The organism is Ruegeria discodermiae (assembly GCF_030758345.1).
In the GTDB taxonomy this organism is placed as follows: domain Bacteria; phylum Pseudomonadota; class Alphaproteobacteria; order Rhodobacterales; family Rhodobacteraceae; genus Ruegeria_C.
In genome coordinates, this window is record NZ_JAVAMO010000015.1 from 1 (window position 1) to 22,699 (window position 22,699).

A 22,699-nucleotide genomic window follows, 5' to 3' on the forward strand; every position below is an offset into this window, starting at 1 on the left:
CTTCGGCTTCGGCTTCGGCTTCGGCTTCGGCTTCGGCTTCGGCTTCGGCTTCGGCTTCGGAAGTTACCTCCTCTGCGACCGCATCCGTGTCAACAGCTTGGTCAGCCTCGCCCTCGGGCAGCTCAGTGGCATCGGCATTTTCAACTGCCTCTGCCGAGTCAGCCTCGGATGAGGTCTCCTTGCTGATCTCAGTCTTTTTCTTACCGGCCACCGAGCATTTCCCCCGTGATTCTGAAAATTATTAAACACCAGACCCTTGCAAAGACTAATGCGCGTCCGTGCGGCCCTCAACCCGGTTCACCCGTTTGACGGACAATTCAACGATTTTTCTCATCGCAGCACTGTCCGGGCGATCTGCGATCAGTAGGTTTTGAAAGGTTAATGTTTCAAGGGGTTCTGCCACGGCGGGGCTGAGGGCTGTCAGCCAAAGTGGCGCGCGAATACGAGCGGTTTCGGCAAATTGTCGCGCCGTACGTGGCGAGAATAGTGGCGCGACAACAGGATCGGACCCGGCCAGAACCTGGACCGCTGCGTCGGTCAGGGGCTGCAGGGATTGATCGTAAATCGCCTGTTCATCACACGAGGTACCCGCGCGTGACAGGTTCTTGGCAATCTCGCCCCGCGCATGTACGCCCCGCAGATGCAATAGCGGCGCGTCAGGTTTTTCCCTTGTTAGGGTCGAAATCAGCTGCTGCGCCGTATCGCCTGATTGTGTTGTAGGCCATCCCGCGTCGCGCGCAGCATCGGTGGTCGCCGCCCCGACGCAATAACAAGCCAGATCGCGCGTCTGGATCAGGTCGCCAGCGATCGCAACAGCATTGGCTGAGGTGAAGACGAGCCCGCGAACAGTCGACAGATCGAGCACGACATCCAGGGGACAGATTTCGATCAGCGGCGAAAAGACCGGTGTCAACTGCTCCAAAACCTCGGGAGGCAAGCCAGCAATGAACCGTTCGGAGGCGGCGCGCGCGCGTGTCATCAGCAGATGCATCTTGGTGTGGCCTTCCGCCTCGGGATTGTTTGCCGGAACGCGGGATGCTACCCCGCAGCGGATATCCGATGCAATCCCGGGGATGCATGACACCACATCTGACAATATTGGGACTGGAAAGCAGCTGTGACGATACGGCCGCCGCCATCGTGCGTCAGACCGAGGGTGACGCGCCAGAGATCCTGTCCTCCATCGTATATGGGCAGACCGATCTGCATGCGGATTTCGGCGGCGTGGTGCCAGAGATCGCAGCGCGCGCGCATGCCGAAAAGCTTGATTTAGCAGTGTCCGAGGCGTTGGCGGCTGCTCAGGTGACGCTGACAGAACTCGACGCCATCGCGGTGACTGCCGGGCCGGGGCTGATCGGCGGGGTTCTGTCGGGCGTGATGTGCGCCAAGGGGCTGAGCGCCGCAACCGGGCTGCCATTGATCGGGGTAAACCACCTGGCCGGTCATGCACTGACGCCGCGCCTGACCGATGCGGTGGCGTTTCCCTATCTGATGCTGCTCGTCTCAGGCGGACATTGCCAGTATCTGATTGCGCGCGGTCCCGAAGAGTTCACCCGCCTTGGCGGCACCATTGATGACGCTCCAGGTGAGGCCTTTGACAAGACCGCCCGACTGCTGGGGTTGCCTCAACCCGGTGGTCCTGCGGTAGAAGCTGAGGCAAAGAGCGGCGACCCGAAACAGTTCCGTTTCCCGCGCCCGCTGCTGAATCGCCCCGATTGCAATCTGTCGTTTTCGGGGCTGAAAACAGCCGTACTACGAGCCCGCGATCAGATTGTGGCCGACAAGGGCGGCCTGACCAGACAGGATCGCGCCGATCTCTGCTCCGGGTTTCAACAGGCGGTCTCGGACACTTTGACCGAGAAGACGCGGCGTGCAATCAGGCTCTATATTGCGGAAAACCCGTCTGAGCCCGTGGTTGCCGTGGCGGGTGGTGTTGCCGCCAACGGCACGATACGGGCCGCGCTGAAGACGCTATGCGAAGAGACCGGCGCGCGGTTTCTGGCGCCGCCGCTGGCACTTTGCACCGACAACGCCGCGATGATCGCTTATGCCGGGCTGGAACGGTTTCGCGTCGGCGCACGCGATGGCATGGAGCTTGCTGCGCGACCACGCTGGCCACTCGACAAGACAAGCCCGGCTCTATTGGGCAGCGGCAAGAAAGGGGCCAAGGCATGAGCATTTCGGTTCTGGGAGCTGGCGCGTTCGGCACCGCCTTGGCTGTGTCGCTTGCTGGGAACGGGCCGGTGACGCTCTGGTCCAGATCGCATGCGCAGGCCGATGCAATGCGCAGGGCGCGCGAAAATGCCGGGCGTCTGCCGGGAGTGCTCTTGCCAGAAGCACTGACCGTCAGTGATGATTTGCACATGGCAGCGCAGAATCGGACACTATTGCTGGCCGTTCCGATGCAGAAACTGCGCGCTTTCCTCAACGATCATACCGAGGCTCTAAGGGACAGGTCTCTGGTCGCGTGCTGTAAGGGGATCGAGATGAAAACTGGGCTGGGCCCAATCGCGGTGATGTCTGATGTTTTGCGCAATGCTCGCACTGCCCTGCTGACCGGGCCAAGCTTTGCCGATGACATCGCGCGTGGCCTGCCTACGGCACTGACTCTGGCTTGTGCCGAGACGGTTTTGGGGGCGGAACTGCAACATGATCTGACAACCGCGAACCTGCGGCTTTATCGCACGAATGATACGATCGGGGCCGAGCTTGGCGGGGCGCTGAAAAACGTAATGGCGATCGCCTGCGGCACGGTGATGGGCGCAGGGTTGGGCGACAGCGCCCGCGCCGCCCTGATGACGCGCGGCTATGCGGAAATGCAACGTTTTGCGCTGGCCTGCGGGGCGCAGCCCGAAACGCTTGCGGGGCTGAGCGGCTTTGGCGATCTGACGCTCACCTGCACCTCGGACCTATCGCGCAACTATCGCCTTGGCCTGTCCTTGGGTCGGTCCGAGGGGTTCGATCCTTCGGTCACGGTCGAGGGGGCGGCGACCGCTTATGCCGTTGTTGCGCGGGCGGAGGAGATGGGGATCGACATGCCGATCTCACGCTGTGTGACCGGGCTGCTGGATGGCGTCTTGACCCCGGATGCGGCGATGGCGCAACTTCTGGCACGACCGCTCAAGGAGGAATAACATGCTGATAGCCCTGATTGCGCGCGACAAGGATGGCGCGCTGCAAACCCGTCTGGATAACCGCTCCGCACATCTGGCCTATATCGAGGAAACTGGCGTAGTCGCGCAGGCCGGTCCTTTGCTGGACGGTGACGATATGATCGGATCGCTGATCATTCTGGACGTGGCGGATATGGCAGCGGCGCAGGCTTGGGCCGATAATGACCCCTATGCGAAAGCAGGGCTGTTTCAATCGGTCGATCTGATCGCCTGGAAGAAGGTGATCGGGTGATGGCATATTGGCTGTTCAAATCCGAACCCTCAACCTGGAGCTGGGACCAACAGGTCGCCAAGGGCGAGGCGGGCGAAGAATGGGATGGTGTTCGCAACTATCAGGCCCGAAATCACATGCGTAACATGAAGCTCGGCGATCGCGGCTTCTTTTATCATTCACAGAAAGAAAAGGCCGTGGTCGGCATTGTCGAGGTCTGCGCCAAGGCGCATCCCGACAGCACCACCGACGATCCGCGCTGGGAATGCGTGGACATCAAGGCGATCCGGCCCTTCACCGAGCCGGTGACGCTGGAACAGGTCAAGGCCGAGGAAACGCTGGGTGAGATGGTGCTGGTCAAAAGCTCGCGCCTGTCGGTTCAACCCGTGACCGAGGCGGAATGGCGCAAAATCTGTGCCTTGGGGCAGACAGAGGCGGACTGATCGGGCATCTTGGGCGCAAGTCCAATAGCGGAGAAGTCAGTAATGGAAGTGCTCAACATCCTCGTCGCTGCAGTTGCGGCATTTGCCATCGGGTCGGTCTGGTACATGAAGCTGGCCGAGCCCTGGATGGAGGCCTCGGGCGTGCCGCGCGGGCCGGATGGCCAGCCCGAAGGCGGGATGAACCCCAAGATCTTTGCGATCGGCTTTGTGCTGCAACTGATCGTGGCTGGCATGATGAGCCATGTATTCCGCATGAGCGGGATCGCCTCGATTGGCGCGGGTCTGATCAGCGGTATCGGGGTTGGGCTGTTCTTCATCTCGCCCTGGATCGCGCTGAACAACATGTACGCCATGCGACCGTTCAAACTGACGCTGATCGACGGCGGCTATGCCACGCTTGCCTGCGGCGTCATGGGTCTGGTTCTGGCACTGTTCTAGGTGATTTTGCGATAAATGGGGGAAGGTCCTGACGATACAGAACCTTCCCCGTCCCCACGTGCTCCCAACTCACCACACGCGAAAAAATTCGAAGGTTTGACCGTCCTGGTCCTTGGCTTCACTATCCGCCAAAACGCGGTATTTAGCAAACTCAAAGCAATTCGGATTGAGTTAAAATGCGAAACGCCCACCTGTCCACGGTGGACGTATTCAGGTTTGCGGTCGCGTTAGCCGTAGACCGATTCCTTGCCGAAATGCTTGGTCAGCATGTAGTAGACGACGGCGCGATACTTGTTGCGCTCGGACTTTCCATAAGTCTCGACAACCGAATTGATGCCGTCCATCAACTCGGGCCCGTCGGCAAGGCCCAGTTTCTTGATTAGAAAGTTCTTTTTGACCGTTTCCAGCTCGCTGTCCTGGCTGGAGGCAACGGTGGCGGCATCCGCATCATAGATCGCCGGACCACAGCCGATGGTGACCTTGCTCAGCAGATCCATGTCAGGATCAATCCCGCATTTGTTCTTCAGATCGTCGGCATATTGCGCGATCAGTTCGTCACGCTTTCCCATGGCAATTCTCCCTTGATTCTTGTGTGTTTGCGGGTGTCTCAACCCCGCCGCGCAAGCTAGTCAGCCAGCCAATTCACACAAAGGGAAAAATCCGCGGGGTTCCCCCTATCTGCTACCAGCGCGCAACCTGTTGCGATTTCTTGGATTTTATTTTAACATTTAAGTTAAATAATATTTTGCCAGAGCGAAAGGCCCTGAGATGTCCGCATCATTTCCCAATGAATCATCTGCATATCGCACCGCACGCAATACGCTGTTGCACTCGGAACTGGAACTTCGCCAGAAGACCGAAGAGGTCGCCGCGCTCCGCCGAAAGCTGCCAAAGGGCGGGGCGATTGCCGAGGATTACGGTTTCCGGGCGCTGAATGGGTCCGACGCGCCGCTATCCTCGCTGTTTGGTGATCACGACACGCTTGCGATCTATTCGCTGATGTATGGCCCGAATGCCGATGCGCCCTGCCCGGCTTGTTCGTCGCTGCTGGATGGGCTTTGTGGTCACGCCGCACAGCTGGCGCGGCGGATGTCGCTGGTCATCGTGGCGCAGAACACGCCGGAAAAGCTGACCGCCTTGTCCAAGCATATGGGCTGGCAGGCGCTACCGATTTATTCGGCCTTGGGGACCAGCTATCAAAGCGACTATCTGGCAGAGAGTTCCGAGGGCAATCAGATGCCGATGATGAACGTCTTTTGCCGCGACGAGGACGGCATTCATCACTTCTGGGGGTCCGAGATGCTGTTTGAGCCCAGCCCCTGGCATCCGCGCCATATGGACAGTGTCTGGCCGCTCTGGAATGTGATGGACATGACACCTCAGGGGCGCGGGGATTTCATGCCGTCGCTGCGCTGAGGCGGGGAAATGGGGCCGGGTAGACGCGCCCGGCCCCGCCCGGATCAATACCGGTAGTGTTCGGGCTTATAGGGACCCTCAGGCTTCACGCCGATATAGGCCGCCTGCTCGCTGTCCATCTGGGTCAGTTTGACGCCAATGCGATCGAGATGCAGGCGCGCGACCTTTTCATCCAGATGCTTGGGCAGGATGTAGACCTCATTTTTGTATTGATCACCTTTGGTGAACAGCTCGATCTGCGCCAGAACCTGATTGGTGAAGGAGGCTGACATCACGAAAGACGGATGCCCTGTGGCGTTGCCGAGGTTCAGCAGACGGCCTTCGGACAGCAGAATGATGCGGTTGCCCGAGGGCATCTCGATCATGTCCACCTGTTCCTTGATGTTGGTCCATTTGTGGTTCTTCAGGCTGGCCACCTGAATTTCGTTGTCGAAATGGCCGATATTGCCGACGATGGCCATGTCCTTCATCTCGCGCATATGCTCGATGCGGATGACGTCCTTGTTGCCGGTGGTGGTGATGAAGACATCGGCACTGGCGACTTCGTCTTCCAGCAGCGTCACTTCGAATCCGTCCATCGCAGCCTGGAGCGCGCAGATCGGGTCGACCTCGGTCACTTTCACACGGGCGCCGGCACCACGCAGCGAGGCAGCCGAGCCTTTGCCCACATCGCCATAGCCACACACAACAGCAACCTTACCGGCCATCATGGTGTCGGTGGCGCGGCGGATGCCGTCGACCAGCGATTCCTTACAGCCGTATTTGTTGTCGAATTTCGACTTGGTGACCGAGTCGTTCACGTTGATCGCCGGGAATGGCAGGTGGCCGTCTTTGACCAGCTGGTACAGACGGTTCACACCGGTGGTGGTCTCCTCGGACACGCCCTGAATCTGGTCGCGCATCTTGGTGAACCAGCCTGGGCTCGCTTCCATCCGCTTGGCGATCTGCTTCTTGATGACTTCTTCCTCTTCCGAACCGGGAACGGGAATGATGTCTTCACCCGCTTCGGCGCGGGCACCCAGCAGGATGTACAACGTTGCGTCGCCGCCATCATCCAAGATCATGTTGGGGCCGTCTTCGAACAAGAAGGATTTGTCGAGGTAATCCCAATGCTCTTCCAGCGTCTGACCCTTGATGGCAAAGACCGGGATACCGGCCTCGGCAATCGCGGCGGCGGCATGGTCCTGGGTCGAAAAGATGTTGCATGACGCCCAGCGCACATCGGCACCCAGTTCGACCAGCGTCTCAATCAGAACCGCCGTCTGGATGGTCATGTGCAGCGAACCTACAATGCGCGCACCCTTCAGCGGTTTGCTCTCACCATATTCCGCGCGCAAGGACATCAGCCCCGGCATCTCGGTTTCCGCGATATCCAGTTCCTTGCGGCCAAATCCCGCCAGCGAAATGTCTTTGACGATATAGTCCCCGGGCATTCTGCGCGCTCCATATGCAACAATCAAATCCTGCTTGGCCCGTAGCATCCAAAGCTACGAGAGGCAACGCGATTGAGCATCACAGGCGCTGGGTAGCGCAGATCGGGGGAGAGGGGGAGGGACGCGTTCGCTAAAACTGGTCCCGGATCAACTTGGCGTACCGTCTGGGATGACGAGCGGAACAGCCTCGAAGAAATCAGTGCCGGCGGCGACAATACAGGAAATGCCGTTGGCCTGGGTTAGGAGTACGGTGAATGTGCCGGTTTCTTCAGATGTCCAGATCTCCATCACCGAGTGTGAGCCTCGTACATTCTGAAGACCGCCGACCTTTAATTCTTCGGCATATTTGTCTTTCAGATTGGCGACAACACTGTCGCGGGCTCCGCAAGAGGCGGCAAAGGCAGGCGGCGCGGTGGCGGCCATACCGAAAGTCAGGGCAACACCCAACAAACGCTTGAACATAACAAGCTCCTTTCGTTACAGGTTTCTGTCTGAGAGGACCGCCCAGGGAGGATAAAATGGCGTCCCCCTCGATTAATATATCGTGATCCCGCACCCATTTTTCAAACCACGGGCGCTCAATAATTTGTTCGCAATGCGTGATCAGGATAGGGAACATTGTGCGATCGAATTGTGGCAAAAACATGGCAAACACGAAGGGCTGTGGCTGAATGGCAACGCAAACACGGGCTTGGCAGCGGATGTTATCGGGGCGTAGACTGGACTTACTGGATCCGACCCCGGTTGATATCGAGATCGAAGATATCGCTCACGGACTGGCATTCGTGGCCCGCTGGAACGGTCAAACCAAGGGTGATTTCGCCTATTCCGTGGCCGAACATTCCTTGCTGGTCGAGGCGCTTTTTGGCCGAATTGCCCCCAAGGCGCCCGCAAAATGGCGGCTGGCGGCCCTGCTGCACGACGCACCGGAATATGTGATCGGCGACATGATCTCGCCGGTGAAATCCGCTGTGGGCCCGGATTACGGCAAACTGGACGACCGGTTGGCCGCCGCGATCCATATCCGCTTCGGCCTACCCGCTGCGGTGCCGCAAACGGTGAAACGCCAAATCAAGAAAGCCGACAAGATCAGCGCCTGGATGGAAGCAACCCAGATCGCCGGGTTTTCCGAGGTTGAAGCCTCCAAGTTCTTCGGCCGCCCGGACAAAGCGGTGATGGAGGGGCTGCAGATCACGCTGCGCCCACCGGTGGAGGTACGGCGGGCGTATGCGGATCGGCACGGGGCGTTGTTGGCCTTGATTTGAACGTATGGCTTCGCACCGATGTCAACAAAAGCCAACTTTGTTGAAAAAGCCGTCCGCTTTCGAGTGCCTTACGGGTTGGTCAGACCAGGCTGTCCCTTACAGCGCGCGCATCGCACTTGGATTGGCTGATCCGCAAGGGTCAGTTCGGATCTTTGACAAACGGACTCCGTTAATTTGCAAACCTCGCTGGATAGAGGCGCCCGATCAGCGCGTTAGCTTTGAACAACGGCAACGTTTGCGACGGATCACAAAATAGGCCCCCGCTTTCGCGAGGGCCTGCTTTTCTTGCCAAAGACGTTTCGATCAGAGACCGGTGGACACGTCGATGGTGTTGCCCTCTTCGAGGGTCACATAGGCTTTCTTGACGTCTTTCCGCTTGCCAAGTTGCCCGCGGAACCGCTTGACCTTGCCCTTGGTCACGGTGGTGTTCACCGCCTTGACCTTCACACCAAAGAGCGCCTCGACGGCTTCTTTGATCTGCGGCTTATTGCTGTCAATCGCCACTTCAAAAACAACCGCGCCGTTTTCGGACGCCATGGTCGATTTCTCGGTGATGACCGGCTTGCGGATCACGTCATAATGTTCTGCTTTCGCGCTCATTTCAGACGAGCCTCCAGTGCTTCGACACCCGCTTTGGTGAGCACCAGCGTGTCACGCTTGAGGATGTCATAAACGTTTGCACCCATCGACGGCAGGATATCCAGACCTTCGATGTTGCGCGACGCCTTCAGGAACCCTTCGTTCACGGTCGCCCCGTCGATGACCAGCGCGCGTTTCCAGCCCAGGTTTGCAACCTGTTTGGCCAGAGCGCCGGTCTTGCCTTCGGCGGCGGCGTCTTCGATCACGACCAGTTCACCGGCTTTCGCCTTGGCGGAAAGGGCGTGCTTCAGACCCAGCTTGCGGAACTTCTTGGGCAGGTCGTGGCCGTGCGAACGCGGCGTCGGACCTTTGTAGATGCCACCCTTGCGGAAGATTGGTGCGTTGCGGTCACCATGGCGTGCGCCACCGGTGCCCTTCTGGCGATAGATCTTCTTGGTCGAGTAGCTGGTTTCCGAGCGGGTCTTGACCTTGTGGGTGCCAGCCTGCGCGTTGTTGCGCTGCCAACGGACCACACGGTGCAGGATGTCCGCGCGCGGCTCCAGGCCGAACAGGTCCGCATCCAGCTCGATGTTGCCGGCTTTGCCGCCGTCCAGTTTGATTACATCAAGTTTCATGCTTCACCACCTTCCGCGGGTGCTTCTTCCGCGGGTGCTTCGGTTGCAGCCGATTTGATCGCCGCCGGGAAAGGCAGCCCTTCGGGCGCTTTCTTTTTCACGGCGTCCTTGACGGTGACCCAGCCACCTTTCGAACCCGGAACCGCGCCCTTGATCATGAGCAGGCCACGATCAGCATCGGTTTTCACGACTTCGAGGTTCTGGGTGGTGACACGGGCAGCGCCCATGTGACCGGCCATCTTCTTACCTTTGAACACCTTGCCGGGGTCCTGACACTGACCGGTCGAACCGTGCGAACGGTGCGAGATCGACACACCGTGCGAGGCACGCAGACCACCGAAATTGTGCCGCTTCATGGCACCGGCGAAACCTTTGCCGATCGAGGTGCCTGTCACGTCCACTTTCTGACCTTCCAGAAAGTGCTCGGCCGAGATTTCGGCGCCAACGTCAATCAGGCCTTCTTCTTCCACGCGGAACTCGACCAGCTTGCGCTTAGGCTCAACCTTGGAGGCCGCATAATGGCCGCGCATCGCCTTGGAGACACGCTTGACCTTGGGCGAACCTGCGCCAAGCTGAACGGCGGTGTAGCCGTCTTTTTCAGTGGTCCGCTGCGCCACGACCTGCAGGCCGTCCAGTTGCAGAACGGTCACAGGGATCTGCTTGCCGTCGTCCTGGAACAGCCGGGTCATGCCGACTTTCTTTGCGATAATACCGGAACGCATTCTCATACCCTCCGATTACGATTGCAGCTTGATCTCGACATCCACACCAGCGGCGAGGTCGAGCTTCATCAGCGCGTCCACGGTCTGGGGGGTCGGATCAACGATGTCCAAGAGACGCTTATGCGTGCGAATCTCGAACTGATCGCGGGATTTCTTGTCGACGTGAGGGCCACGGAGAACCGTGAACTTCTCGATCTTGTTCGGCAGCGGGATCGGGCCGCGCACTTGCGCACCGGTCCGCTTGGCAGTGTTGACGATCTCTTGCGTGCTGGCATCCAGGACGCGATAGTCAAATGCCTTCAGCCGAATACGGATGTTTTGGCTTTGCATTCTAACAGCCTTTGTCTTCAGGCGTTGGAGTTGAGAGGAGGACAGGCGCCCATCGCCCACCCTCATCGAACCCAAAAGGCGGGAATCACCCCGCCTCGATGTTCATGATGAGAACCCGCGCGCTATACAGGTGCACGGACGACGTGACAAGGGGCGATTCACCGCCCTGATCCACCAAATAAGACCTGCGGCCTAAATTGAGTTTCCGGCAATCCGACAGGTGCCATTGTGCAGCGGTACCTGGGCGACGCAATATCGTATTGCGGATCGTAGAGCTAAGCGTCAGCGCGGCTCTGCGCGGTGCCCGATCAACAAGATGCAAAAAAACCTGACGGGTCGCCGATGACAACCATGAAAAACCCGGATAGACAGCCGCCAAGGCCCCGTGGCTCAACTGGATAGAGCAGCCCCCTCCTAAGGGGCAGGTTGCAGGTTCGAATCCTGCCGGGGTCGCCACTAAGCATCTGATAATAATAGATTAAATCAGGATTTTTGCATCAAAACCATTAGCATGATATTTTGTGCGTAGCACCTAATGGAATTTGGATGCACGACATGTCATGCAGACTAACCCGTTGCTGGCACAAGATTGGCACAAAACTGACACAGCCGCAGCGCCCAAACGGACGAAAAAGGCCCGGCGCTGTGCTGGACCTTCTGCATTTGATGTCAACCGATTTACAATGCTGTGATCCGGCGGGATCGCCAGGCGGCCAAGGCCGATGCAGGTTGGGCAAGACCAGGGCGGAGGGCCGATTCCCCCGTAGCCCGGACCAGTTCAGAGCCGCCGCAGATCACGTCACTCCCATACAGTTCCAAGTCTGGGATATAAGGCGCGCTCGATCATTTGCCGCGCGCGAGATCAGCTTTCACCTCTCGCGCCGATGAATGCGTGGAACCTCTATCAAATCCACCGTATGTAATGCGAACGGGTAAGTTCAGTTTTGCCAAAGAGCAATGACGTCTCGCGGGCATAACCGTCATTGGGCTTATGTCCACTACTGAGTAAGATGGGGAGCGCGATGTCGTACAGCATGCATACTTCTAGCTCTCGCGTTTAACGTTAAACGTCGGATCTCTGTTCTTAAAGCTGTTGTAGACTGCCCTGACACAACAGCGCGGCCAAAGTGCGGAATCGGCGCTGAACTTCATCAATCAGGCAGCGCAGGGTCAGAGGCTCACCGACACCCGGGCAAACTTTGTGGCTAATCTTCTGACTACTGGCGGCTTTCTTGCCGGTCATTGGCAAGGGCAGCAAGCCCTAGCATGGTAAGGGCTTGGACGCTTATGCACAGCCCCCAGATCCAGAGCGGCACGACATTCGCAAGTTCTCTGGCGGCGAGGGCGTAGATGATCAATGATGCCGGAATGGTGGCAATCAGGCTGATAATCAATGGACGCCTAAGCCGTCGCGCCACCCGCTCTGCAATATGCTCTTTCATGGCAACCAATGTAGGAACGCGCGCCCGATCCGTCCAGAACCAAGGGCGACAACAAGTTAGCTCAGAATATCAAACGATATCAAAGGCCGAACCCGGATAAGGTAACAGGATATGACTGACCGCGAATATGCATCCGCATCAATTGAGGACATCGGCCACCGACAATTGCGGGTCAGCTACTCGGGATTTCCATGGCAGAACGCGACGCGGATCGCGCAGCGGGCCAACCAGATCGCACAGAACTATTCGCGGGGCTGGAACTGCCTGCACTCCAACGAACTAATGCCGTCATGGAAGCGGGTGGATGCCAAGTATTGTTCAGAGCGGTGTCGGAAGACGGTTGCGAGGCGACGGCGTGCACGGCACTGATGTCGGGCGTGCGGGCTGCATCCACCTCTGGGTTGCCTTGACTACAACTGGTGCCGACGATGTAGTGCTTCTCGAAACGACCAATTGGAGTGGATGTCGCAATGCAACGTTTTGTAGTTTCTGCCGCCGCACTATTGTTTCTAGCACTGATGGTCACAACAGCGAGTGCCCAATCTCAAGGATTCACCACCACTTCAGTTCATATGCGTGCAGGGCCGGGAACCAATTACCCGGTGGTGGCGACCTTACCGCAGGACGCAACTATTGAGATATCCGGTTGCCAAGTGGGCTATAGTTGGTGCGATGTATCCTGGAATACCGCTCGTGGTTGGATTTCAAACAACTACATTCTGGTTGAAGAAGACGGGCAAAAGACTGTGTTGAATCCTGTGCTTGCCGCCGCGCTAGGCATCGCGATTATCGAATTCAGCCAGTCATATTGGGAAAATCACTATCAGGCATATCCTTGGTTTGCATATTGGAACCATTACTACCACCCTTATCATCCGGTTCCAGGTCCATACTGTTATCATGCTCCACAGGATCCGGCATGTCACTATGCACCCTACAATCCAAATCGGTTGTACCAAACTGAGCATCATCATTCCCATCACCACGGGCATGGGCATCCACATAACCATTCTCACCACGAGGGGAGCCATGGCGGACATGGCCATTCACATCACGACGGGAGCCATCACCACCACTGAGTCTACCTCAAAAAGGGAGTACTAATTCACGACAGGAGCGGCTTCAGCAGTACCTCGCCCGCTTCAACCGGGACTTGGCGGCGGGCTTTTCAAACCGGGCATACCGGCCACCTGAGTAATTGGTGAAACCAAGGGCATGCCCAGCAGCAATAACGGTGGCACTCAGGTCCCCACCATCTACATCGCAAGTCCCGATATGATGGTCCCTGTGCATCTCGCCCGTCAGTTCACAGCGGACGGTTTTTCCAGTAACGAAACCAATCATCCATTGCTTGGCGTTCAGTCCTTCCGGTGTGTCAGTTTCGGGGGCATCGACGCCTTCAAAGCGCACTGGAGTTCCATTCCTTCCATCTAGAACGATGGTATCTGCATCTCGGACATGGATATCGGAACACGTCAGACCCCCGGACTGGCACGCAGCCAGTAACAACAGTGGAATAATTAGACGCATTCGTGTCTCCTTAACAGAGCGTTAAGGTCGGCACGAATGCGTTAACAAACGACCACACAGATAAAACTGGCGGGAAAAGAAGCGACGTTGGGCGCAGGAAAGCCGCGCGCAATCAACTACCGAAATGGTGGCGATGCAGGTATGCCTCTATCTCGCAGCGGGATATCCCAAGGCCCAGCAGTTCGCGGTCTGTCATCCGCATCAGTTCTCTTCGCTGCTGATTGTAAAGGGCTCGGGTAGCCCGCTTGGCCTTCTTCTTTTCTGAATTGGAAAACAGGCGCGAAAGAAAACCGTCCCGAACTGGTGCGTCAGCATATGCCATCTGAGTCTCCTTCTCACTTGCTTGATTGCTCTAAGGTGACACATGCGATGTAGTTCTGAAGCTTGCTGAAAGCGGAAATTAAGTCTTGTTCAGGCTGTCGAAATTGGCGGCGTATTCACTACTCGTCTGTCGCAACACCCCGAGCCACAATCTCAAGCACCCCGTCAGGCAACGGTCTCTGTAGCGTCCCAGCCTCGCTCCAGGGTGCTGTGAGCCACGTCTCAACCTCTTCGAGCGTCTGCAGGATCACCGGCATGGCCTTCGGGTGGATCGCGCCCACGACGTTATTCGGTTCTGTCGTCAGGAACCCGTAGAGGTCTGCATTCACCTCACCTTCCTTGACCTTTCGCACGCTGGTCCAGTTGGTCCAAACGCCAGCGAAGAACGCCAGGGGCCGATCCTCGCTGAAGGCAAACCAGACTAGCTCGGATTTACCCTCCGCATTCCTTCCCGGCTCTGAGAACGAGGTGAAGGGCACAACGCAACGGTGCTCCACAGCCAACCAGCGCCGCCAATGGGGGCTTTTCGTGTTGCGGACGTTCGTCACACCCCGATCCACCTTCTTGCCCTTCAGGGCGAAGGCAGGGCTTGGCATTCCCCAACGACCCATCGCCAGTTCCCGCTGGCCTTCGTTGTTGCGGACGACAGGGGCGTTGTAGTCGGGGTATATGCTAGGCTGCAGGGGCATGTTTCCGACCGCAGGCGTGGCTGTCATGGCCTTGGTGAAGTCAAGAACAGCCTGACGCGCGGATGTGTGTGAATAAAGATTGCACATGGATCTCTTACCTGAGCGTATGTCGCCTTTTTGATTCCACCGGTCCGTCGTTGTCCTGAAAAACATAGATGCCAGACAGGAGCATGGTCGCATAGAAAATGAACGCGGTCTGTTGCGCGTTGAAGGTGAGCGAGCGCCACATCTGAAACCACTCTCCTGCAACCACCATGAAGCCAAACAGCCAAACCAAAATTGAAGCAATCAAACCCACTGCAAACGGAGTCTTCGCGGCTCGGAATTGAGGGTTCGGCCCGTTGATCCGAAGCAACATAAGAATGCCTGCAATCGCAAACATCGCTCCTGCCACTGCCTCTCCGGTGGTGATTGCTGCATAGGCAAGGCGTTGTATTGCGGGGTCTGTAGCTGCGCGCCAAGAGACCTCCGGGTCATCTTTTGTGGACGCCATTGACATGACTTCCTGCACGTAGACCCAATTCGTGTCATAGTCTGCAACGTTTCCATAGGCGACCATGAGCGCCCACAAGCCAAGAATGACTGCCAACAGGGCCTTGGAAAACCTGAGCCAAAAGACCTCTGAAAATACCGGTGTGTTCATTCATCGCTCCACATGATTATCTCGGCTTTTGTTGAGCCTACGAGTGGTTTCATTCTTCCGCAAACGGCTGGTTACTCATCCCCCAGCATCACAGTCTTCCACGTCTGGATCAGTTTTGCCGGGCGGCGCACTGGCAGCTTCCCCAAGTCTTCCTGCTTTGGCAGCCTTGCACGCATGTCCACATATTCACGGCCATGCTTGTGGCAGGGCAGCACCGGTTCATGCATTGGCCAGTCGGGGCCAACGATGTCAACGAGGTCTGAGGCAAGGAAATGGACCTTACGGCGGCATAGGTTGCACCGAAGCGTGATGCCCTGACCATCAGCCGCAGCATCCCGCAACGTGCGGCACTTGCCGGGGTACGGATGGGCTGGCGGATGAGAGACAGGCATAAATAGAACATAATGGGAACATTGCAGCTTGCCCAAGCTGAAAATCGCACCTAGCTTTCCCGTTATGCGCACCAAATCCCGCTCCCGCAAAAAAGCCGCTGGCGAACTGTTCTATCCTCTGAGGGTTCGCGAGCTGGTTCCTGTGGATGGGTTCGGGCGGCGATATGACGACCTGCACAGATGGATGGATGAGCGCACAGGACGCGGCTTGTGGGGTCACAACGCAGACTGTGTGCCTCGTTACGACCTCAGAGACACAACGGCCTTCTACATGGCCGATCCGGCGCTTGTGGTGCCGTTTCTTGAGACCTTCGACTTGGAGCTTGCGCAGGGTGACCCGGAGCGCCCCGGCGAGAGTTCGTATAGGTTGATGGGACCGAGGTCCGGGCTTAACCGATGATGTCTGTTCGATATGTACGGTTGTTGAGTTACCCCTTGGAGCGCAACCGTGTCCTGTGATATCCGGGCCTCTTTTTTCGAAGGAGGAGGACATGTCTGACTAGGCCGCTCATGAAGCCCTCCACACCGCCTACGTCCTGATGGACAGTTACGGCTCATATGTTGGCGAGCATCGGTGGGTCGAGGCGAACCCGGAAATCGCAGCCAAGGTTGAAGAGGCTATGGAGGCATCATGGATGTGTGCCAGTCAATTGGCCGGGTGCATCTGGTCGAAAATCAGGAGGTCGGCTTTGGGAGACCTGTCGGAAAGGAAGTGCTGTAGCAACTCGGATGCGTCTTGCACTCGTGAGGCCGCGCGGACTGGCAGACAACCCGCCGGGGGACGGGCGGAAATCCATAAGAGGGGGACACGCAGCCTCGCCCCATGTTTTCGATTGCCCCGAAATGTCTCTACCCCCGACTAGGGGCAAGGTTGCGCTAACGGTGCTGATGGCCACGACCGAGGGCTTACTGTCCACAGCCGGTATGACTGTGCCATACTGCCACCATGACCCGAGCAGCCGAGCAGTCTTCCTTCCATGGTCGACCATTGCTGCGGATCGGAATGATCAGGGCGGCGTCACGCTCGATGATGGCGCTGTAACAGCGGCGCGTGTCGTAAGCGCCGTCCGCGGTCACGGTGCCGATCTCGTCATCCGTCGGAATCTGGTCGAGTAAATCAGTTAACAGCGGACTGTCGCCGTCGCGGCTTGGGGTGAGTTCTACGGCGCGGATGTCAGAGGTAGCCGTATCCATAGCCAGATGTACCTTGCGCCACTGGCGGCAAACACGAACGCCATGCTTGCGGGCTTGCCATTCGCCATCGCCGAGAAACTTGATCCCGGTGCTGTCCGCTGTCCAGAAGGACCGGAACGGTGATGGAGCCGGTGTAGCGCAAATCCGCACGCAGATAGACTTCATAAAGGAACGCGTCTTGCGGCACGGCCTGTGACTGGCCGATGACCCAACCGTCTTCCGATGAGATAGGATCCATCCAGGTAAAGGTGAACGCATCTGTCAGGCCCTTCAGAGCCAGCTCGACGCCATGGCACCATGGGCATCCGCGCAGGTCACCTGTCGGATTCCTCTGTGATCGCACATCGGTTAGCAGATGTCCGAAGCGTCATCGTGGCCTCACCGGACTATCTCAAGGCTCACAGAACCCCGCAACAACCAGACGATCTGCTTGGCCATAACTGTCTTCACTACACCTATTCGCGCGATCCGAAGGAATGGGTTTTCTCCGGCCTGGAAGGGGAGATCGCGGTGAAGACCAGAGGCACGCTCAGGATCAACAACAGCGAAGCCCTGTGCAAGGCCTTGATGGATGGCCTAGGTATTGGCCGACTGCCAACTTTTGTCGCAAGCTCCCATATTCAATCAGGACAGCTTGTCAGGCTGTTGCCCGAATATGCGCTTCCTGAGCAAGCGCTCTATGCCATATTCCCCGAACGTTCGCATGTGCCGGCGAAGGTACGGGCGTTCACTGATCATTTGGTTGACCGGCTGGGGGGAGATATCGCATCGTGGGACAAGCTCCAGTCGTGAGGTTCGCCGCGCGCGCGCATTCGAAGAAGCGACCAACGCTAAGTTCCTGGCGCATGGACGAGATTTGTGTTCGCGTGCGCAGCAAACCCAGGTGGGCAAACGGTCATTGGGCGCATCACCAAACGCGGCAGCCGATACTTGCGAATGGAGCCTGCGAAGCTCAGAGGAATACCATAGGTTTAGATGAACCAGACATCCTCCTTTGTCCAAACCCCATAAATCTTTCCAGAATGCGCTGACGTCAGACTGTCAGGTGGGATCAACGATTCCCATGGCCATCATCCGCAGTGCGGTCATGGAAGGCACAAAGAAATAGTCACCTCCGCGGCATTCCACGAAGGTCTTGAGCTTGCTCATGACATAGGGTGGTTTGTGGGAACTCGGGTCGGACGGAATCGTGTGACGTTTGTGGTGATCATGATTTCCAAGAAGAGGACAAGTGTTGTTGCCCTGGTGGAAATCGAGCCCGTATTGAACCCACTGTTGCTGTACGAATTCGAACTGCCGAAACAAGCTGGCTCCCATGATGATCATGATCACGCCTTGTTCGGTATCGTCATCCTTATGTTCGAAATTATGTGGCCCATAGGGCAGGCCGCGCCGCAGGATGCGGCGGCGTTTATTGAGCGCGCTGGTAGCGTCGGGATTTTCGAAAGGCTTGCCGGTGGTTTCGTCAATGCCGCCTTTGTTTAGCGGGTCGAGATAGTCGCGGGTGTTCATGCGGCGCATATGGGCACCGCCTGGGCATTTGAAGCCAGTCATGTCATCGCCATAGCGGAAATCCCTTGCCGCTGGAGAGGCAATATATGCGAGGTTCTTCTTGTAGCCTTCGACCGGGTCGACACCTTCGCCCCGGAAGCCCATCTTTTCGCCAAAAGCGACCCATTCGCCATAGGTGGGCACCTTCGAGAGCGGTACGCCATCGGACCATCGCCCGCACATTTTGGCGCGAAGGGTTTCCTTGGCTTCTTCGTTGGGAACGTCCATCACCTTGGCATATTGTTTGGCTTCCTCGGCGACGACTGCATCGTAAGAGCCGACATTTTCGTGCAATTTACGGAAGGCGAAGAACGTGCCATTGTGCATGAATTCAGGTGGAGTGGCGGTGGGGGGGAGTTCCTGGCTCTCGTCCGGATGACCGAGGATAAATTCTCCGGTGGCCAGCGGTTCCCAGCCATACCCCATCAACTTACCGCGCCCGATAACGGCAGTTTTTTCTTCTTCGGCGGACAGTTGGCCTTCGAAGACTGGGTTGCCAATGCCGTCGGTAAAACCGAAATGCTCCTTGGGGGTGGGAAGGATTGCGCCACCGATTTTTTCAAAGACGGCAGAGGCATTCTGATAGGGCTGGTCTCCCTCGGCTCCGACACCGGTCAGGTGAGTTACGCCGCATTCCTCGGCGGCCTTGAGCAGCCAATCGGTGCGCTTTCCCAGTTCAGGATGTGGGGTGGCGAGGTCGGTTTTGCTCTTGCTTTGCACGTTCAGCGTGATCAACGCATGCACGTCATCAGTGCCAAAACCCAACGTGCCGGGTGCGCGGCTTTTTTGCCAGATAGGGTCCCAGTGCTTTATCCAGCTTTGGTCTTTGACATCCTCGACCTTGGTCTGGTCGCGGTCGCCAAGGATAAACGCCCGCTGGCGCATGCCCTCAATGAATTCGGCTGGCATGGCCTGCATTGTGCGGACGGGCAGTTGCAGGGCCAGCATGCCGGGAAAGGTAAGAGCAATATTTGTCGTGCAGGTCGGCTTCGGGTTTTTTTCATCCCAACGGATGGCGGTTGTGACCTTTTGGCGGACTTCTTCAAGGAATGCGCGTCCGGTCTCGGGTTTGGGGAAATGAAAAAATACATAGCGAGCAAAGGGGAAGGAGTGGCGGCCATAGGCGCGGATGACGTTCCCTTGAATGTCATTGAGACTAAGATTGCGTGTCATGTCTGGCTCATGTCTTTAAGAAATCACGTTGGCGGGGTTGGTCGAGGAAATGACCCCTGGTTTTTGCGTTTTGGCTTTGGTGTTCAGAGGTTCGTGCTCTGCCATGAAGTCGCCAAAGGCCGCGTACAGTTCTACATTGGACTTAGCCTGATTTTCGACAAAGAAGTCAGCGAATTTCTGTTGCAAATAGAGTGATTTCAAAACCGAGGGCAGATCGTCATACTTGGCCGGGGGTAAGGGCTTTTCGCCGTTTCGGATGGCATAGCGGATGAAGACCACCGCGAGAACAAGCCCGAGCGCAATCGCAAAGAGACCGGTGGCGAGGCTGGAAAGACCGACGAAGGGCACGGTCGTGATTCCGAAAAGCCAGAGCACCAACGAGATCAGACCAACCGCCAGTGGAGCAACGGCGCCGATGATCAGTTGCGTAAGTGGCAAATTGTGGAATTTTGGCAGCTCAAGGTAGTAGTCATGGAACGGCATGGTGGTTTCGACATGACATTTGTCGAGGTATTCCCCGAACTGCTCTGCCGAATTGACGTGTTCGAAGCCGTAGCAGTTAGAGTACACCGCACGAAGCTCTTCCTCCATTGTGCTCCAGAGTTCACGTGCATAAGAAGCACGAACTTTGCGTTGTTGTTCGGCGCTCAGATCGGTGGGTAGCGGATCTCCATCTTTCAAAACCGCGTCTACTTCGGCGCAGAACACCAGATAGGGCGTTTTCAGTTCATCAACATGCTGTGGGATGATCGGGGGCGGGCTGCGCCTAAGGCGGGCGACCAACGGATTTTGCGTGCTGCGCCCGTTATAGACTACATCGTTCAGCACAAACATACGCGCCAGGTGGTTGCGGGTGTTGCGGGCAAAAGGGCTGTTGAACTTGGTATGTTCGGTGGCCGGTGACTGATGCGCTGTGGGCATTTCGGCAAGCGCGATGCGCGCGCGTTGCTCGAAAGAAGTTTGCGGATCTTCCTCGGGTGCGCCAGATTTGATTGGGGCGAGGGTGGTCAGGAAGATATGGCCGGAATCGAGGTCGGGCATCAGCTATCTCCCTGTGGTTTTGTGGTGGCTTTGGCAGCAGCGCGTAGGGTGTCAAATCCGGATTGTGCCTCGTTGACGAATTTCTCACGGTTAACGTCTGAACGTTCGGTATCGAGGCTTGCTACGGGTCCGAAGCCAGGATCGCCAAGGCCCTTTTGCATAACATAGGCGGCCTCGTGATAGGCGGAGGCGAACTCTTCGCGGGAAGATCTGCTATGTATTTCCGCAAGATCGCGCAGACGGTCATAAATCAGCAGGCTGGTCTTGATGTCACGTTGGGCAGAACCGGGCGTGGCGTTGTAGTAATAGTCGGTATCGATCTGGTTGTAGGTGATATAGTTCTTGAACGGCGTAATCGGGATCGACTTGGGGTACTTGATCGAGGAATACCAGAACAAGTCAAGTCCCGACGGGATACCGTCGGAAAAGGCATCGATATACTGGTCCCATGTACCGTTGAAGTTTGAGCAGAAGAGCACATAGTCGTCTTGTACCTGTTCTTTACCCTGGCCGAGATCCGGCCAGTCATTAGGTTTGATGATCACCCAACGGGCGAAGTGAATAAGTGACAGCCCCAACAGTCCGAGCAAGTTTGATGGAACTCCGCGTGCTGCCATGAATAGCAGGCGGTTGATCCAAGTTGTTCTTGGATTGCTGGGCGTGACCACATTCATTGCATAGGCTTTACCGGCAATATTCGACATGGCGATCCCCTAGGTTAGCAAATTAATTTTGAAAATTACGCATGCATAGCGATCCTAAATGAAGGTTATCATTGCTGTGGATTGAGTCGAGGAAAAATGGTGGCAGCCGAAGTTGCTAAGCGGGCCGTGCTTTAGAACTATGGATGATAAAGGGTTCTGAACGACAGAAGCGGAAGCGTGTGGACTGTTCTTGTAAAGATTTTAGACAGAAGGGCTTTAGTAACGGATAACGCCGGTGTCTACGTCAGTCTGCACCAGGGTATGGGCTATGGTGGCCACGCCGAAGGAGACAGTCTCTATGAGATTGAAAACATCAGAGGCAGCCCTCATGCGGACAAGCTTTATGGTAACAATCTGAGCAACAGGCTCTCGGGCGGCAACGGCGAAGATTTCGTCTTCGGTGGCGGCGGAAACGACATTCTGTACGGCAGCTTCGGCAACGACTTTCTTGATGGAGGAACCAAAAACGATACGCTTTACGGCGGCAGCGGAGACGACATCTTCAAGTCTGGCTTCGGCGCTGACATTTTCAATGGCGGCACTGGAAGAGACAAAGTCATCTACCAAGGTCACAACGACGCAATGGTGATCGACCTCCAGGGCGGGCGCGGTCTCAAAGGTGAAGCTTGCGGGGACACGTACATCAGCATTGAGGACGTTGTTGGTGGCGACAAAAACGACGTCATTTACGGAAATGATAAGGACAATAGCCTGATCGGCTGGGACGGCGACGACTATCTGTTTGGAGGTGATGGTGCCGACAAACTCAATGGAGATTTCGGTAACGATACGATGCATGGTGGTGCCGGTGCCGACGAACTCGCAGGCCATTACGGCCGAGATACCTTTCTCTACACCAAGGCTTCGGACTCTCAGGTCGGTGAGGAAGACACAATCTTTGGTTTTCGCAGCAACGATACATTCGACTTCCGCCAGATCGATGCTGATCCCCGTTTGGCTGGCCACCAGGTGCTGGATTGGATTGGTGAGGGAGGTTTCACCGATGTCGGTCAGGTACGCTTCGTTGATGGCAACTCCGTTGACTATATCGAGGTCAATCTCGACACCAACTTGGGCAACGCGGAAATGCGCATTCGTCTCGAAGATACCGGCGGTTACGATTTGTCCGCCAATGACTTCCTGTTCTAGGTCCTGTTCGCAGGTATCGCGGGATGGTCCGGACCAGGCCAAAGCAAAGGTCCTAAGGACCATCCCCACTCAATATTCCTACCCAATTGGCGCTCCGAAAAGACGACATGCACGGCACAATTGTGGAGGCTTTCGGCGGGCAGGGTGATTACGGGAACGGAGCCCCTTCTGGTATTCTACCAGGCGTACAGTTGGCCAGCGAACGGATCGCCTCACCTGACAAGG

29 protein-coding genes, 1 tRNA gene and 2 pseudogenes are annotated in these 22,699 nt (G+C 57.0%); 13 read left to right on the forward strand and 19 right to left on the reverse strand.

The window, feature by feature from the left end; translation table 11 throughout:
- Positions 1 to 211 (reverse strand): hypothetical protein (locus Q5Y75_RS22095; protein ID WP_306201637.1); only part of this gene is annotated, 211 nt, incomplete at its 3' end.
- A gap of 54 nt (positions 212 to 265) precedes the next feature.
- Complete coding sequence (locus Q5Y75_RS22100) at positions 266 to 979, reverse strand: uroporphyrinogen-III synthase (RefSeq protein ID WP_306201639.1); 714 nt, start codon at positions 977 to 979, stop codon at positions 266 to 268.
- A gap of 98 nt (positions 980 to 1,077) precedes the next feature.
- Between Q5Y75_RS22100 and tsaD the strand changes: the two genes are divergently transcribed.
- Genes tsaD through Q5Y75_RS22125 form a run of 5 tightly spaced genes read left to right on the forward strand, consistent with a single transcriptional unit; the run spans position 1,078 to position 4,265 of the window.
- Positions 1,078 to 2,175 carry a tRNA (adenosine(37)-N6)-threonylcarbamoyltransferase complex transferase subunit TsaD gene (tsaD, locus tag Q5Y75_RS22105; RefSeq protein ID WP_306201641.1) on the forward strand — a complete coding sequence of 366 codons (1,098 nt, stop codon included), beginning with the start codon at positions 1,078 to 1,080 and terminating at the stop codon, positions 2,173 to 2,175.
- Complete coding sequence (locus Q5Y75_RS22110; RefSeq protein ID WP_306201642.1) at positions 2,172 to 3,134, forward strand: NAD(P)H-dependent glycerol-3-phosphate dehydrogenase; 963 nt, start codon at positions 2,172 to 2,174, stop codon at positions 3,132 to 3,134. Before tsaD ends, Q5Y75_RS22110 begins: the two co-directional genes overlap by 4 nt.
- A 1-nt stretch (position 3,135) precedes the next feature.
- Positions 3,136 to 3,405 carry a YciI family protein gene (locus tag Q5Y75_RS22115; RefSeq protein WP_306201644.1) on the forward strand — a complete coding sequence of 90 codons (270 nt, stop codon included), beginning with the start codon at positions 3,136 to 3,138 and terminating at the stop codon, positions 3,403 to 3,405.
- Positions 3,405 to 3,827 (forward strand): EVE domain-containing protein, encoded by a 423-nt coding sequence (locus tag Q5Y75_RS22120; protein ID WP_306201646.1) that lies wholly within the window; start codon positions 3,405 to 3,407, stop codon positions 3,825 to 3,827. The genes Q5Y75_RS22115 and Q5Y75_RS22120 overlap by 1 nt, the downstream gene beginning before the upstream one ends.
- 42 nt (positions 3,828 to 3,869) lie before the next feature.
- Positions 3,870 to 4,265, forward strand: coding sequence for a DUF1761 domain-containing protein (locus Q5Y75_RS22125; protein ID WP_306201648.1), 396 nt, complete (start codon positions 3,870 to 3,872; stop codon positions 4,263 to 4,265).
- 227 nt (positions 4,266 to 4,492) lie between these two features.
- On the opposite strand, the gene Q5Y75_RS22130 is transcribed toward Q5Y75_RS22125, so the two are convergent.
- A complete protein-coding gene (locus Q5Y75_RS22130) occupies positions 4,493 to 4,834 on the reverse strand; it encodes a DUF2853 family protein (protein WP_306201650.1) in 342 nt (113 codons plus the stop codon).
- Positions 4,835 to 5,033: 199 nt separating this feature from the next.
- Between Q5Y75_RS22130 and Q5Y75_RS22135 the strand changes: the two genes are divergently transcribed.
- Positions 5,034 to 5,681, forward strand: coding sequence for a DUF899 family protein (locus Q5Y75_RS22135; RefSeq protein WP_306201652.1), 648 nt, complete (start codon positions 5,034 to 5,036; stop codon positions 5,679 to 5,681).
- A 44-nt stretch (positions 5,682 to 5,725) separates the two neighbouring features.
- Here Q5Y75_RS22135 and ahcY read toward each other — a convergent pair whose 3' ends face one another.
- Positions 5,726 to 7,114, reverse strand: coding sequence for an adenosylhomocysteinase (ahcY, locus tag Q5Y75_RS22140; protein WP_306201654.1), 1,389 nt, complete (start codon positions 7,112 to 7,114; stop codon positions 5,726 to 5,728).
- A gap of 147 nt (positions 7,115 to 7,261) precedes the next feature.
- Positions 7,262 to 7,576 carry a hypothetical protein gene (locus Q5Y75_RS22145; RefSeq protein ID WP_306201655.1) on the reverse strand — a complete coding sequence of 105 codons (315 nt, stop codon included), beginning with the start codon at positions 7,574 to 7,576 and terminating at the stop codon, positions 7,262 to 7,264.
- A 209-nt stretch (positions 7,577 to 7,785) separates the two neighbouring features.
- Here Q5Y75_RS22145 and Q5Y75_RS22150 point away from each other — a divergent pair, with 209 nt between their 5' ends.
- Positions 7,786 to 8,379, forward strand: coding sequence for an HD domain-containing protein (locus Q5Y75_RS22150; protein ID WP_306201658.1), 594 nt, complete (start codon positions 7,786 to 7,788; stop codon positions 8,377 to 8,379).
- A gap of 303 nt (positions 8,380 to 8,682) precedes the next feature.
- On the opposite strand, the gene Q5Y75_RS22155 is transcribed toward Q5Y75_RS22150, so the two are convergent.
- Genes Q5Y75_RS22155 through rpsJ form a run of 4 tightly spaced genes read right to left on the reverse strand, consistent with a single transcriptional unit; the run spans position 8,683 to position 10,645 of the window.
- On the reverse strand, positions 8,683 to 8,979 hold the full coding sequence (locus Q5Y75_RS22155; protein ID WP_039523333.1) for a 50S ribosomal protein L23: 297 nt from the start codon (positions 8,977 to 8,979) through the stop codon (positions 8,683 to 8,685).
- Positions 8,976 to 9,593: a 50S ribosomal protein L4 gene (gene rplD, locus Q5Y75_RS22160; protein WP_306201660.1), complete on the reverse strand. Its 618-nt coding sequence runs from the start codon at positions 9,591 to 9,593 to the stop codon at positions 8,976 to 8,978. The genes Q5Y75_RS22155 and rplD overlap by 4 nt, the downstream gene beginning before the upstream one ends.
- Positions 9,590 to 10,315 carry a 50S ribosomal protein L3 gene (rplC, locus tag Q5Y75_RS22165; RefSeq protein WP_306201662.1) on the reverse strand — a complete coding sequence of 242 codons (726 nt, stop codon included), beginning with the start codon at positions 10,313 to 10,315 and terminating at the stop codon, positions 9,590 to 9,592. Before rplC ends, rplD begins: the two co-directional genes overlap by 4 nt.
- 15 nt (positions 10,316 to 10,330) lie before the next feature.
- A complete protein-coding gene (gene rpsJ / locus Q5Y75_RS22170) occupies positions 10,331 to 10,645 on the reverse strand; it encodes a 30S ribosomal protein S10 (protein ID WP_005621947.1) in 315 nt (104 codons plus the stop codon).
- Between the two features lie 379 nt (positions 10,646 to 11,024).
- Between rpsJ and Q5Y75_RS22175 the strand changes: the two genes are divergently transcribed.
- A tRNA-Arg gene (locus Q5Y75_RS22175) sits at positions 11,025 to 11,101 on the forward strand.
- Positions 11,102 to 11,862: 761 nt separating this feature from the next.
- Here Q5Y75_RS22175 and Q5Y75_RS22180 read toward each other — a convergent pair.
- Positions 11,863 to 12,087 (reverse strand): hypothetical protein, encoded by a 225-nt coding sequence (locus Q5Y75_RS22180; protein WP_306201670.1) that lies wholly within the window; start codon positions 12,085 to 12,087, stop codon positions 11,863 to 11,865.
- Between the two features lie 470 nt (positions 12,088 to 12,557).
- Here Q5Y75_RS22180 and Q5Y75_RS22185 point away from each other — a divergent pair, with 470 nt between their 5' ends.
- Positions 12,558 to 13,166, forward strand: a complete 609-nt coding sequence (locus tag Q5Y75_RS22185) for an SH3 domain-containing protein (RefSeq protein ID WP_306201671.1) — start codon at positions 12,558 to 12,560, stop codon at positions 13,164 to 13,166.
- Positions 13,167 to 13,209: 43 nt separating this feature from the next.
- Here the strand turns inward: Q5Y75_RS22185 and Q5Y75_RS22190 are convergent, their stop codons facing one another.
- The 5 genes from Q5Y75_RS22190 to Q5Y75_RS22210 all read right to left on the reverse strand — a co-directional run bounded on the left by Q5Y75_RS22190 (position 13,210) and on the right by Q5Y75_RS22210 (position 15,611).
- Positions 13,210 to 13,617: a thermonuclease family protein gene (locus Q5Y75_RS22190; protein ID WP_306201673.1), complete on the reverse strand. Its 408-nt coding sequence runs from the start codon at positions 13,615 to 13,617 to the stop codon at positions 13,210 to 13,212.
- A gap of 112 nt (positions 13,618 to 13,729) precedes the next feature.
- Positions 13,730 to 13,939, reverse strand: coding sequence for a DUF1127 domain-containing protein (locus tag Q5Y75_RS22195; RefSeq protein ID WP_306201675.1), 210 nt, complete (start codon positions 13,937 to 13,939; stop codon positions 13,730 to 13,732).
- Between the two features lie 118 nt (positions 13,940 to 14,057).
- A complete protein-coding gene (locus tag Q5Y75_RS22200; protein WP_306201677.1) occupies positions 14,058 to 14,714 on the reverse strand; it encodes an SOS response-associated peptidase in 657 nt (218 codons plus the stop codon).
- Positions 14,715 to 14,721: 7 nt separating this feature from the next.
- The gene (locus Q5Y75_RS22205) at positions 14,722 to 15,270 is read right to left on the reverse strand and encodes a DUF2165 family protein (protein WP_306201679.1); all 549 of its coding nucleotides are present in this window, start codon (positions 15,268 to 15,270) and stop codon (positions 14,722 to 14,724) included.
- 71 nt (positions 15,271 to 15,341) lie between these two features.
- Positions 15,342 to 15,611 carry a hypothetical protein gene (locus tag Q5Y75_RS22210; protein ID WP_306201681.1) on the reverse strand — a complete coding sequence of 90 codons (270 nt, stop codon included), beginning with the start codon at positions 15,609 to 15,611 and terminating at the stop codon, positions 15,342 to 15,344.
- 79 nt (positions 15,612 to 15,690) lie between these two features.
- On the opposite strand from Q5Y75_RS22210, the gene Q5Y75_RS22215 reads away from it, so the two are divergent.
- Positions 15,691 to 16,062, forward strand: a complete 372-nt coding sequence (locus Q5Y75_RS22215; protein WP_306201683.1) for a hypothetical protein — start codon at positions 15,691 to 15,693, stop codon at positions 16,060 to 16,062.
- 551 nt (positions 16,063 to 16,613) lie between these two features.
- Here Q5Y75_RS22215 and Q5Y75_RS22220 read toward each other — a convergent pair.
- Positions 16,614 to 16,955 (reverse strand): annotated as a pseudogene (locus Q5Y75_RS22220) (transposase); the annotation flags it as partial.
- A 198-nt stretch (positions 16,956 to 17,153) separates the two neighbouring features.
- On the opposite strand from Q5Y75_RS22220, the gene Q5Y75_RS22225 reads away from it, so the two are divergent.
- Together Q5Y75_RS22225 and Q5Y75_RS22230 are read left to right on the forward strand one after the other, a co-directional pair.
- On the forward strand, positions 17,154 to 17,648 hold the full coding sequence (locus Q5Y75_RS22225; protein WP_306201685.1) for a substrate binding domain-containing protein: 495 nt from the start codon (positions 17,154 to 17,156) through the stop codon (positions 17,646 to 17,648).
- Positions 17,624 to 17,743: pseudogene (locus Q5Y75_RS22230) on the forward strand (IS6 family transposase); the annotation flags it as partial. The gene Q5Y75_RS22225 and the pseudogene Q5Y75_RS22230, both read left to right, overlap by 25 nt.
- Positions 17,744 to 17,897: 154 nt before the next feature.
- On the opposite strand, the gene Q5Y75_RS22235 reads toward Q5Y75_RS22230, so the two are convergent.
- The 3 genes from Q5Y75_RS22235 to Q5Y75_RS22245 are packed head-to-tail and all read right to left on the reverse strand — an operon-like array spanning position 17,898 to position 21,325.
- Positions 17,898 to 19,580 (reverse strand): Dyp-type peroxidase, encoded by a 1,683-nt coding sequence (locus Q5Y75_RS22235; RefSeq protein WP_306201687.1) that lies wholly within the window; start codon positions 19,578 to 19,580, stop codon positions 17,898 to 17,900.
- Between the two features lie 15 nt (positions 19,581 to 19,595).
- The gene (locus Q5Y75_RS22240) at positions 19,596 to 20,621 is read right to left on the reverse strand and encodes a hypothetical protein (protein WP_306201689.1); all 1,026 of its coding nucleotides are present in this window, start codon (positions 20,619 to 20,621) and stop codon (positions 19,596 to 19,598) included.
- Positions 20,621 to 21,325: a hypothetical protein gene (locus Q5Y75_RS22245; RefSeq protein WP_306201691.1), complete on the reverse strand. Its 705-nt coding sequence runs from the start codon at positions 21,323 to 21,325 to the stop codon at positions 20,621 to 20,623. Before Q5Y75_RS22245 ends, Q5Y75_RS22240 begins: the two co-directional genes overlap by 1 nt.
- 177 nt (positions 21,326 to 21,502) lie before the next feature.
- On the opposite strand from Q5Y75_RS22245, the gene Q5Y75_RS22250 reads away from it, so the two are divergent.
- The gene (locus Q5Y75_RS22250) at positions 21,503 to 22,474 is read left to right on the forward strand and encodes a M10 family metallopeptidase C-terminal domain-containing protein (RefSeq protein ID WP_306201693.1); all 972 of its coding nucleotides are present in this window, start codon (positions 21,503 to 21,505) and stop codon (positions 22,472 to 22,474) included.
- Positions 22,475 to 22,699 lie beyond the last annotated feature (225 nt).